Here is a 10,096-nt window from a genome sequence, read left to right on the forward strand (position 1 = left end):
CGCTACCCGAGCTCTGCGGCGCGGAAGGTGTCGCACTGGTTGGGGTCACCGGTCTGATAGCCGACGGTGAACCAGTGCTGCCGTTGCTCAGAGGAACCGTGCGTCCACGACTCCGGGTTGGTGCGGCCGGTGGCCCGCCGCTGGATGCGGTCGTCGCCCACCGACGCCGCCGCCGACAGTGCGTCCTGAATGTCCTTGTCGCTCAACGGTTCCAAGAACGGAACGCCGGTGCTTTCCTGCTTGGTGATCGACGCGTAGTGCGCCCACACGCCGGCATAGCAGTCGGCCTGCAGCTCGGTGCGCACACCGTTGCCGCTCGCGCCCTGCGCGCCCTGCTGGGCGCGGCCGAGGTTGCCCTGCAGATTCTGCACATGGTGGCCGAACTCGTGAGCCACCACGTACTCCTGCGCCAACGGCCCACCGCTGGAACCGAATTGGTCGACGAGCACCTGGAAGAAGTCGGTGTCGAAGTAGGCGGTCTGGTCCACCGGGCAGTAGAACGGGCCCACCTCGCTGGTGGCCGACCCGCACCCGGTGCCGACCTGCCCGCTGAACAGCCGCACCCGCGGCCGGGTGTATCCGCGCATCAGCTGTTTCCAGACCCCGTCGACGGAGTTGCCGGTGGCCACCACGCGGCACTGCACGTACTTGTTGGCGTCGGCCCCGGTCCGGCACTTGTTCAGGTCGAAACCCGGCGCCGCGTCCTCGCGGGTGTTGACCGTCTGCTGGTTGATCACGTTGCCGGGATCGACGCCGAGCAACATGGCCACCACCACAATCAGTAGCCCGCCCAGACCCCCGCCGATCGCAATCCCGCGACCGCCGCCGCCCGACGACGACGTGGTGCTGGTGTCGATCTGCATTCCCTCGTTGAAGGTCATCACGCGCTCCGTTGCATCTCGGTGGTGGCTTGCACCAGCTTTCCACAGCGCGGTCCGGCGTGCCCGTGGTTAGCGCTGCCGGCTGGCGGCGAAGCGGGTGTCGGTGTAGCTGCGCAGGTTGGTCAGGAACCGCCGGAAGGCCAGATTCAACAGCGGCCGAAGCACGAACATCGCCGGCTTCGCCGCGCCGGCGGGTTTTTGGGCCAGCGTCCAGGTCAGCCGACAGCCACCCGGGATGACCTCGACCCGGTAGTCCTCCGCGAACGCGGCGACCGACCGCGTCGAGCATTCGTTGAACCGAAAAGCCATGCGAGTGAACGGTTCCCAGACCAAAAACTCTTCGTCGCCGACGATGCCGCCCCGCATGTGCACGACGCGGGTGGTGCCGACGCCGCGCGGCTCGGGGCTGGCCCAGGTCACCTTGGTGATCACCGATGCCCAGCGCGGCCAGGAGTCGGCGTCGGCGAGGACTTCGAAGAGCTGCTCGGGTGTGATCGCCAGGTCGACGCTGTTGGCGAACCGAAACGGCGCGGTCTCGGTGAAGCTCGCGTCGACTCGTTCGCAGGGAAACATTGTCGGCATCGGCACTCCTTGGGGTGAAAACGGGCAGGGAATCGAAGTCAGCCCGGCCCGTCGCTGGCGGCGGCCAGCAGCGGCACCAGGATGTCGCTGATCGGCGTGGGGATGCCGTGACGGCGGGCCTTGCGGATGATTACGCCGTTGCGCACGTCCCATTCCAGCGGGCGGCGGGCCTCGCGGTCGGCGAGCATCGACGTGCCCATGTCGGCGGGGGTGCGGCGGAACATCTCGACCATCTCGTCGACCACATCCTCGCCGAGGTGCGCGTCCTCGGCGCGCGCCACTGCCAGGCATTCGGCCGCGTAGGCACGCGACAGCGCGGCCACGTCGTCGCGGCGAAACATGCCCGAGCGGCGGCCGGTCAGCACCATCAGCCCGGCTAGCGCGTTGACCAACAGCTTGCGCCACAGCGCGGTGGTGAAGTCCGGGTCGCAGTCCACCACGCAGCCGGCGGCGCGCAGCAGCTCGGCGACGGTCTCGGCCGCCGGGCCGGTGGGCAACACCAGCCGGGCCTCGGTGCGCAGCCGCACCCGTCCGTCCGGCTCGGTCTCGGCGCTGTACCAGACGATGCCGGGCACCACCGCCGACGACGGGCAGTGCGGCTGCACCTGCTCGACCTGCTCGATCCCGTTTTGCAGCACCATGACGATGGTGTGCTGGTCGCACAGCCGGGTCAGCCAGCCGCCGGCCGCGTCGTTCTGGGTGGCCTTGACGGCCAGGACCACCACGTCGACCAGGCCGCCGACCTCGCCGGGGTCGGTGCAGACCGGCCCGGGCACCACGATCGGATCGCCTTCGTCGGGCCGCAGTTCGATCCGGTCGCGTGGCGTGCGGCCGCACAGCAGCACCTGGTGACCGGCCGCGTGCAGGAGTGCAGCGACCGTCGTACCGACCGCTCCGGGACCGACGAGTGCAATATCCATGACGATCGTCGAAATTACCGCCTCTACACTGGGCAGTCGTTCCAGCCGTTTGCAGAGGAGTATTCGTGCTGCGCACTCACGCCGCAGGTTCGCTGCGCGCCGCCGACGCCGGCCATAAGGTGACGCTGGCCGGCTGGGTGGCGCGCCGCCGCGACCACGGCGGGGTGATCTTCATCGACCTGCGCGACGCGTCGGGGGTGTCGCAGGTGGTGTTCCGCGCCGCCGACGTGCTCGAGCAGGCGCACCGACTGCGCGCCGAGTTCTGCATCGCCGTCGAAGGTGTCGTCGAGACCCGCCCGGAGGGCAACGCCAACCCCGAGATCGCCACCGGCGAGATCGAACTCAACGCCACGTCGCTGACCGTCCTCGGCGAGTGCGCGCCGCTGCCGTTCCAGCTCGACGAGCCCGCCGGCGAGGAGGTTCGGCTCAAGTACCGCTACCTCGACCTGCGCCGCGACGGCCCGGGCGCGGCAATTCGGTTGCGGTCCAAGGTGAATGCCGCCGCCCGAGAAGTGCTGGCGCGGCACGACTTCGTCGAGATCGAGACGCCGACGATGACCCGCTCCACCCCCGAGGGCGCGCGCGACTTCCTGGTGCCGGCGCGGCTGCAGCCCGGCTCGTTCTACGCGCTGCCGCAGAGCCCGCAACTGTTCAAGCAGTTGCTGATGGTGGCCGGGATGGAGCGCTACTACCAGATCGCGCGGTGCTATCGCGACGAGGATTTCCGCGCCGACCGCCAGCCGGAATTCACCCAGCTCGACATGGAGATGAGCTTCGTCGACGCCGACGACATCATCGCGGTCTCCGAGGAAATCCTCACCGCGCTGTGGGCGCTGATCGGATATGAACTGCCGACGCCGATTCCGCGGATCACCTACGCCGACGCCATGCGTCGGTTCGGGTCCGACAAGCCCGACATGCGTTTCGGCCTGGAACTGGTGGAGTGCACGGAGTTCTTCTCGGACACGCCTTTTCGGCTGTTTCAGGCGCCGTACGTCGGCGCGGTGGTGATGCCGGGCGGGGCCTCACAACCACGGCGCACGCTGGACGGCTGGCAGGACTGGGCCAAGCAGCGCGGGCACAAGGGCCTGGCCTACGTGCTGGTGGCCGACGACGGCACCCTGGGCGGGCCCGTCGCCAAGAACTTGTCCGACGCCGAGCGCGCCGGTTTAGCGGCCCATGTGGGTGCCAAACCCGGTGACTGCGTGTTCTTCTCGGCTGGTCTGCCCAAGCCGTCGCGCGCCCTGCTGGGCGCGGCCCGCAACGAGATCGCCAAGCGACTCGACATGATCGACCCCGACGCCTGGGCGTTTGTCTGGGTGGTCGATCCGCCGTTGTTCGAACCGGCCGACGAGGCGACCGCCGCGGGCGAAGTCACCGTGGGGGGCGGCGCGTGGACCGCGGTGCACCACGCGTTCACCGCACCCAAACCGGAGTATGCCGACAGCATCGACACCGACCCGGGGGCCGTGCTGGCCGACGCCTACGACATCGTCTGCAACGGGCACGAAATCGGCGGGGGCTCAATCCGTATCCACCGCCGCGACATCCAGGAGAAGGTGTTCGCGGTGATGGGGCTCGACAAGGCGCAAGCGGAAGAGAAGTTCGGATTCCTGTTGGAGGCGTTCATGTTTGGCGCGCCGCCGCACGGCGGTATCGCGTTCGGCTGGGACCGCACCAACGCGCTGCTGGCCGGCGCGGACTCCATCCGCGAGGTGATCGCGTTCCCGAAGTCCGGCGGCGGCGTCGACCCGCTGACCGACGCCCCGGCGCCGATCACCGCGCAGCAACGCAAGGAATCCGGCATCGACGTCGTGCCACCGCCCCGAGGCGGCAATGGACCCCGCTGACCTCACCTCGGCCATCCCGTTGGCGGCCACTCTCGGCATCGACGTCGGGGAGGTCACGCCGCAGCGGGTGACGGCGACGATGAATTGGGCCGAGAACCTCTGCACGACAGGCGGAATCCTGCACGGCGGAGCGCTGATGGCGTTCGCCGACACGATCGGCGCGATCTGCGCGGTGGCCAACCTGCCGCCGGGCGCCGGCACCGCGACAATCGAGTCGAAGACGAACTTCTTTCGCGCCGTGCGCTCGGGCGTCGTCACCGCCATCAGTGAGCCGCTGCACGTCGGCCGCAGCACGATCGTCGCGCAGACCAACCTCACCGACGACCGCGGCAAGCTGGTCGCGCAGGTCACCCAGACCCAGGCGGTGCTGACGGAATAGGGCTCGCTGCCAAGCGGGTTGACCGGGCATGACGCAAAACATGCCCGACACCGAGACCATCAAAGCCTTCAACCAATCCATCGTCGAGGAGTTCCGAGCCAACGACGGCAAGGTCGGCGGCCAGTTCGCCGGTGCCGATCTGCTGCTGCTCACCACGACCGGCGCCAAGTCCGGCCAGCCGCGACTGACGCCATTGGCCTACCTGCGCATCGACGGCAAGCTGATCATCATCGGGTCCTTCGCCGGCGCCGACGTCAATCCCGCCTGGGTACACAATCTGCGCGCTAATCCGGCTGCTCATGTCGAGATCGGGACCGAATCCTTCGACGTGGTTGCTCGCGAATTGCCGCCCGCCGAACGGGATGCTGCTTTCCCCAAGGTCACCGCCGCGGCACCGGGTTTCGGTGATTACCAGGCGAAGACCACTCGGGTCATCCCGCTTTTCGAGCTGCAGCCGGTGAATTAGCCGCTAGTGCGGTAGTGCTTTTGACCACAGCTTGTGCAGCGTGGTGCGCACCGGATGCCCGGACCGCAGGATGTTGACCACTTCGGTCGGGAACAGTGTTTGGTCGGGTCCGCACTTCGGCCACGCCTCAGGTCCTTGGGTGGCCAGGGTGCGCTCGGCCACGGCAATCTGCTGTTCCCGGGTGGCGTTCGCCGGCGAGCCGACACCGCCGTTTTCGGCCCACGTCGACGGCTTGAACTGCAGGCCGCCGTAGAACCCGTTCCCGGTGTCGGCCGACCAGTTGCCGCCTGACTCGCATTCGGCCACGGCATCCCAGTTGACGCTGTCGGCGTATGCCACGCCGGTCGTGGGGTCGATGACCAGGGAGATGGCGACGACGACGATTGCCGCCTTCACCAATGACTTGCACCAGGTTTCTGCATTGAGTGCTCCACCAAATCGTGCCATTTAACACCAGTAACAAATGATCGTGAAAACTGTCAACACCTGAGTCAATTTTTATTTAGCGAGATTGATGGTGTCCCGGCGTTTTGAGTAGTCACGAGTTAATAGAAGTGTTATTGATACTAATGATACTTGCGCTATTAGAGTGATTTCTGATTTCTAAATTGTCTAGTGAGGAAATAGTTAACTCATGTTGTTTCTGTTACTTCTGATGTCTCTGAGGTGAACCCCGTATCAACCCGCTGCCTGCTGGGGTAAGCAGGCGGGGTGAGTCCTCCGCTGATCACCCGGCCCGCCGGCGTCGCCCGGGCCGCGGCCGGCCGCCTGCGCGGCGCCGTCTGGCCGATCACCCAAACTGCGGTCGCCGCAGGCGTCGCGTGGTACTTCACCCACGACCTGCTCGGCCATCGCCAGCCGTTCTTCGCGCCCATCGCCGCGGTTGTGTGCCTGTCGGCCACCAACGTGCTCCGCGGGCAGCGCACCGTCCAGATGATCATCGGGGTGGTGCTCGGCATCGCCCTGGGTGCCGGCGTCCAGGCAGTTTTGGGCACAGGCGTCATCGCCATTGCCGTCGCGGTGTTCGTCGCGTTGTGCGTTGCTCTGCTCATCGGGCGCGGTTTCATCGCGCAAGGGCTGATGTTCGTCAACCAGACTGCGGTATCGGCCGTGCTGGTCTTGGTGTTCGCCCGCAGCGGCATGGTGTCGGAGCGCCTCTTCGACACCGTGGTCGGCGGCGGCCTGGCGATCGTGTTCGGGATGCTGCTGTTTCCCGTCAACCCGATGACGCTGCTGCATCAGGCCCGTGCGGACATGCTGGCCGCGCTGCGCGAGACCCTGGCCCACATCGCCGGCATCGTTGGCGGACACGGGCCGGCCGCCCCGGACTGGCCGTTGTCCGTCGTCGGCCGGTTGCACGAGCAGCTCGGGGCGCTGGCACAAGCGCGCGCCACGGCGCGCCAGGCGGTTCGGGTGGCGCCGCGCCGGTGGGCCCAGCGCGGCGCCGTCGACGGCGCCGACCAGCAGGCCGCCCATCTGGGCCTGTTGGCCAGCTCGGTGCTGCATCTGGCGCGCGTCGTCGCGCCCGCTCACGCCGACTGGCTTCCGCAATCCATGCGCGCCGCGGTCGACGAGCTTGCCGCCGCCACGGCCCTCGCCGATTCCGACCCCGCCGCAGCCGCCGACCACGCGGCCGCTGCCCGGCGCCACGCCTCCGAACTTCCGCACGCCGCCCGCAACCACGAAGCGGTGATCCTTGCCGCCGTCGTTGCGACCTGTGTGGACGACCTGGAAGCGGTCATCACGTTGCCTCGCCGAGAAACTCCTCGACCAGACGCCTCGGCGCCAGCGTCAGCCAAGCCTCGGTGATCACCTCACGCAGCCCGAGCTCGTCGATCTCGGCCAGTTTGACCAGCACCGCCGGATAGCCGTCGAAATGCGGGGTGGTGAAATACACCCGGGGCTCCTCGGCGATCAACGCGAACTTGACCCCCTCGTCGGCCACCCGAACACCGAGGATGTCGCCGCCGGGCGGCTCAATCCCCTGCGCCGCCAATGCTTCTCGATCGGACTTACGCAGCGGCCGCTCCCAGGCGATCAGCTTCTTGCCGACCCGCCAGTCGTGTGGTGAGCGCTCTTCGATGAGCGGCAGCTCACCGACGATGCCGGCAACGTCGTCCCAGGTGGCCACAATTCGATTGTGCTCCCGCGGCGCCGGTTAGGGTAGCTCCGCCAGGACCGTTTCCGGCCGAGCGCGTTCTAGCTGCGCACCCAATGTGCGTGCCGTCCGGATATGTTGTGGCGCTTAACATCTCCCCGACGTTCGAGCACGGTGAGGCTGCGGTAGATGGTCTCGATGACGATCGGTTGCCGGAAGTGTTCTTCGGTGTGTTCGCGCAGCTGGGCCGTGGTCAGTGAGCGGCTGGCCCGGGTGAGGTAGCTCAGCAGCGTTTGGCGCAGCAACTCGGGGGCGACGCGGTCATTCATCCGTGCTCAGCGCGGCTTGAAGTTTGGGAAGCAGCTCGGCCGTCTCGTCGTCGTCGGTCATCTTGTGCGCCAAGTCGATCGGGCTGACATCGTGGTTGTTCTTCGCGGCCGGATCCGCGCCGCGCTCAAGGAGAAGCTCGACGATCGCGTCGGTCCCCGGAGCGTGGTACACCGCCCGCCACAGCGGGGTGTTGCCCCACCGGTCGCGCAGGTTCACGTCTGCGCCGACGCTCACCAGGAATACGGCGAGATCCTCGGCGCCCAGGTCGATTGCGCGGTGCAGCGGCGTCCTGCCGTCGTCGTCGACCGCGTCGATGTCCAGCCGCCCGTCATTGATCTGTTCTTTGAGTTCATCGGCGCCCATCAGCGCCGCGCCGTTGGTGGACGAGCTTTGCGTCATCTTTCCCCCAGATCGCTGGCCGTCGAATTGTCAAGGCAGTCAACGGTTTACCGCAGCATCGCTAGCTTATTCGGATGTGTGGGCCGTCGGTGTACGTGATGGTCCCGTGCTGAAAGTGCTGTTGCCAGCCACCGGGAATGGGTTGCTCGTCGCTGGTCGGGTAGCCCAATTGCCCACCCGCGCCGCCGTGTTTGTGCCAGGCGTTGCCGATTCCACCCAAGAGGATGTGGGCGCCGTGAAAAGGGCAGCGGCCTGCCGCGTGCGGTTCATGGCGATGCCCCCTCCGTACCGACTTCCCCACGAGTCCGGCGACGCGAACCCCGAAGTTGGCGGATCGCAATCAACCCCCTGGTAGCGACCGCGATCCGCCAACTCGTGGAATCCTTGCACACAATCCGGCGAATTGTCAAGGGTTCGGACGAAAATGCGGTAGATGTACACGTGTCTGGTACACGGTGTGGCGACCGGAATTCGGCCGTGACAGTTCCTAGGATCGCTCGGGTGACCGACCGCTACGGAACCGACGTTTTGGCCAACGACCCGCACCGATCGCGACGCGTGCGCTCCACGGAACTGCCGGTGGAACTCGGCATGGTCCTCGAAGACGCCCAGAGCGGCTACGTCGGCGCGGTGGTGCGAATCGAGTACGGCCGCATGGAACTCGAGGACCGGCACGGCCGCACCAAACCGTTCCCGATCGGACCGGGCTACCTCGTCGACGGCCGGCCGGTGATTCTGACCAAGCCGCGTAGCCCGCTACCCAACACGGCCAAGCGCACCGCGTCGGGCTCAGTGGCGGTCGCGGGGGAGCGGGCCCGGGTGGCGCTGGCCAGCCGGATCTATGTCGAGGGCCGTCACGACGCCGAGCTCGTCGAGCAGGTGTGGGGCGACGACCTGCGGGTCGAGGGGGTGGTAGTCGAGCACCTCGGCGGCGTCGACGACTTAGTGGGCGTGGTCGAGCGGTTCGGGCCGGGCCCGGGCCGGCGGCTCGGCGTGCTGGTCGACCACCTGGTGACGGGATCGAAGGAGGCGCGGCTGGCCGAGGCAGTGCGCCGCGGCCCGGGCGGCGCGCACACGCTGGTCGTCGGTCATCCGTTCGTCGACATCTGGCAGGCGGTCAAACCGAATCGCCTTGGGCTGCAAGCATGGCCGGTGATTCCACGCGGGGTGGACTGGAAGCGCGGCGTGTGCGAAGCGCTGGGCTGGCAGCCGGACACCGCGGCGGCGTGGCGGCGCATCCGCGCATCCGTCCGGGACTGGAACGACCTCGACCCGGCTTTGATCGGCCGGGTCGAGGAGTTGATCGACTTCGTGACCGGTTAGCTGGTCGGCGCCACCTGCCCGCCGGAGAGGCGGCGGTAGGTGTAGGTCTGGATGAGCAGCGCCACCGGGGCCGCGACGATGAGCCCGACGCCGCACAACAGCGCACCAACCAGCACGACAAGGAACTGCACCAGCCACGACAGCAGCGCGCCACCGATGTTCGACCTGACGGTCGTGAAGCTGGCCTTCAGCGCCTCGAAGGCAGGCAGCCCGCGGTCGGTCGCAAACGCGATCGTGAAGAGGGCGAAGAAGCTGAAGATCAGGCCCGGGATGATGAACAGCAGATACCCGATGGCGGTCAGCACGCCGACCAGCAGTGCCGCCAGGATCACGCCGCCGAAGTGCCGCGGTTTGAAGAACGAGCCGATGCTGACCGGCCTGCCGTCGGCAATATCCAGCGTTCCGGACAACGTGGCCGCCTGCACGAAGGTGCCGTAGACGAAGCTCACGAGCTCTAAGGCGATCGTGCCCGCGGTTCCGAGACTGGCGGCGAACATTCCGTTGCCGCTCGCGGAGGTGTCGCCCAGCAGGGCGAACACCACGAAGTGCAACACCGCCCCGATCACGGCGTACACCAGGAACGAAACGATAAGTGGCACAGCGTTTTTGCCGAACTTGTTCCACGCCCAGGTGAATGCATCGCCGACGCTGAACTGACTCGACGGGTAGCCGGCCGGCGGGTAGCCCGGGGGCGGGTAGCCCTGCTGATAGCCGGGAGGCGGTGGTGGGCCGCCATAGCCTGGGGGCGGGCCGTAACCCGGCGGCGGTGGCGGCGGCGGTGCGCCGTAGCCGGGCGGCGGCCCGGGCGGCGGACCGTACCCCGGCGGTGGACCGTAGCCGGGCGGGGGCCCGGGCGGCGGGCCGTAGC

At 67.7% G+C, this 10,096-nt stretch carries 14 protein-coding genes; 5 read left to right on the top strand and 9 right to left on the bottom strand.

Going from position 1 to position 10,096, the window contains the following annotated elements:
* Positions 1-2: 2 nt before the first annotated feature.
* The 3 genes from ypfJ to AWC14_RS21720 form a co-directional block, all read right to left on the bottom strand.
* Positions 3-881 carry a KPN_02809 family neutral zinc metallopeptidase gene (gene ypfJ, locus AWC14_RS21710; RefSeq protein WP_045381755.1) on the bottom strand — a complete coding sequence of 293 codons (879 nt, stop codon included), beginning with the start codon at positions 879-881 and terminating at the stop codon, positions 3-5.
* A 69-nt stretch (positions 882-950) separates the two neighbouring features.
* Positions 951-1,454 carry an SRPBCC family protein gene (locus tag AWC14_RS21715; RefSeq protein ID WP_045381752.1) on the bottom strand — a complete coding sequence of 168 codons (504 nt, stop codon included), beginning with the start codon at positions 1,452-1,454 and terminating at the stop codon, positions 951-953.
* A gap of 47 nt (positions 1,455-1,501) precedes the next feature.
* Positions 1,502-2,383, bottom strand: coding sequence for an oxidoreductase (locus AWC14_RS21720; protein WP_081968223.1), 882 nt, complete (start codon positions 2,381-2,383; stop codon positions 1,502-1,504).
* Positions 2,384-2,448: 65 nt separating this feature from the next.
* On the opposite strand from AWC14_RS21720, the gene aspS reads away from it, so the two are divergent.
* From aspS to AWC14_RS21735, 3 genes are read left to right on the top strand one after another with little or no spacing between them, the layout of a single operon-like run.
* Positions 2,449-4,233, top strand: coding sequence for an aspartate--tRNA ligase (gene aspS / locus AWC14_RS21725; RefSeq protein WP_045381749.1), 1,785 nt, complete (start codon positions 2,449-2,451; stop codon positions 4,231-4,233).
* Entirely contained in the window at positions 4,220-4,612 is a 393-nt protein-coding gene (locus tag AWC14_RS21730) for a PaaI family thioesterase (protein ID WP_045381746.1), read from the top strand. Before aspS ends, AWC14_RS21730 begins: the two co-directional genes overlap by 14 nt.
* A gap of 28 nt (positions 4,613-4,640) precedes the next feature.
* Positions 4,641-5,078, top strand: a complete 438-nt coding sequence (locus AWC14_RS21735; RefSeq protein ID WP_045381743.1) for a nitroreductase family deazaflavin-dependent oxidoreductase — start codon at positions 4,641-4,643, stop codon at positions 5,076-5,078.
* 3 nt (positions 5,079-5,081) lie between these two features.
* Here the strand turns inward: AWC14_RS21735 and AWC14_RS21740 are convergent, their stop codons facing one another.
* Positions 5,082-5,525, bottom strand: coding sequence for a transglycosylase family protein (locus AWC14_RS21740; RefSeq protein WP_081968222.1), 444 nt, complete (start codon positions 5,523-5,525; stop codon positions 5,082-5,084).
* A 264-nt stretch (positions 5,526-5,789) separates the two neighbouring features.
* Here AWC14_RS21740 and AWC14_RS21745 point away from each other — a divergent pair, with 264 nt between their 5' ends.
* Entirely contained in the window at positions 5,790-6,887 is a 1,098-nt protein-coding gene (locus AWC14_RS21745) for an FUSC family protein (protein ID WP_045381741.1), read from the top strand.
* On the opposite strand, the gene AWC14_RS21750 is transcribed toward AWC14_RS21745, so the two are convergent.
* The 4 genes from AWC14_RS21750 to AWC14_RS21765 all read right to left on the bottom strand — a co-directional run bounded on the left by AWC14_RS21750 (position 6,820) and on the right by AWC14_RS21765 (position 8,206).
* Positions 6,820-7,209: an MmcQ/YjbR family DNA-binding protein gene (locus AWC14_RS21750; RefSeq protein ID WP_045381738.1), complete on the bottom strand. Its 390-nt coding sequence runs from the start codon at positions 7,207-7,209 to the stop codon at positions 6,820-6,822. The two genes, AWC14_RS21745 and AWC14_RS21750, sit on opposite strands and share 68 nt — an antisense overlap.
* A gap of 68 nt (positions 7,210-7,277) precedes the next feature.
* The gene (locus tag AWC14_RS21755; protein WP_045381735.1) at positions 7,278-7,505 is read right to left on the bottom strand and encodes a transcriptional repressor; all 228 of its coding nucleotides are present in this window, start codon (positions 7,503-7,505) and stop codon (positions 7,278-7,280) included.
* Positions 7,498-7,905: an ankyrin repeat domain-containing protein gene (locus tag AWC14_RS21760; protein WP_052425634.1), complete on the bottom strand. Its 408-nt coding sequence runs from the start codon at positions 7,903-7,905 to the stop codon at positions 7,498-7,500. The genes AWC14_RS21755 and AWC14_RS21760 overlap by 8 nt, the downstream gene beginning before the upstream one ends.
* Positions 7,906-7,966: 61 nt before the next feature.
* On the bottom strand, positions 7,967-8,206 hold the full coding sequence (locus AWC14_RS21765; protein WP_235215983.1) for an LGFP repeat-containing protein: 240 nt from the start codon (positions 8,204-8,206) through the stop codon (positions 7,967-7,969).
* A gap of 200 nt (positions 8,207-8,406) precedes the next feature.
* On the opposite strand from AWC14_RS21765, the gene AWC14_RS21770 reads away from it, so the two are divergent.
* Positions 8,407-9,228 (top strand): DUF3097 domain-containing protein, encoded by an 822-nt coding sequence (locus tag AWC14_RS21770; protein ID WP_045381732.1) that lies wholly within the window; start codon positions 8,407-8,409, stop codon positions 9,226-9,228.
* On the opposite strand, the gene AWC14_RS21775 is transcribed toward AWC14_RS21770, so the two are convergent.
* A partial coding sequence (locus AWC14_RS21775; protein WP_085241455.1) for a DUF7544 domain-containing protein occupies positions 9,225-10,096 on the bottom strand: 872 nt, incomplete at its 5' end. The two genes, AWC14_RS21770 and AWC14_RS21775, sit on opposite strands and share 4 nt — an antisense overlap.

Source organism: Mycobacterium kyorinense, assembly GCF_002101735.1.
GTDB lineage: Bacteria > Actinomycetota > Actinomycetes > Mycobacteriales > Mycobacteriaceae > Mycobacterium > Mycobacterium kyorinense.

Coding starts and splice junctions, on each gene's coding strand:
- AWC14_RS21730 (WP_045381746.1), top strand. CDS start 4,220: ATGGACCCCGCTGACCTCACCTCGGCCATCCCGTTGGCGGCCACTCTC.
- AWC14_RS21735 (WP_045381743.1), top strand. CDS start 4,641: ATGACGCAAAACATGCCCGACACCGAGACCATCAAAGCCTTCAACCAA.
- AWC14_RS21740 (WP_081968222.1), bottom strand. CDS start 5,525: ATGGCACGATTTGGTGGAGCACTCAATGCAGAAACCTGGTGCAAGTCA.
- ypfJ (WP_045381755.1), bottom strand. CDS start 881: ATGACCTTCAACGAGGGAATGCAGATCGACACCAGCACCACGTCGTCG.
- AWC14_RS21760 (WP_052425634.1), bottom strand. CDS start 7,905: ATGACGCAAAGCTCGTCCACCAACGGCGCGGCGCTGATGGGCGCCGAT.
- AWC14_RS21720 (WP_081968223.1), bottom strand. CDS start 2,383: ATGGATATTGCACTCGTCGGTCCCGGAGCGGTCGGTACGACGGTCGCT.
- AWC14_RS21715 (WP_045381752.1), bottom strand. CDS start 1,454: ATGTTTCCCTGCGAACGAGTCGACGCGAGCTTCACCGAGACCGCGCCG.
- AWC14_RS21755 (WP_045381735.1), bottom strand. CDS start 7,505: ATGAATGACCGCGTCGCCCCCGAGTTGCTGCGCCAAACGCTGCTGAGC.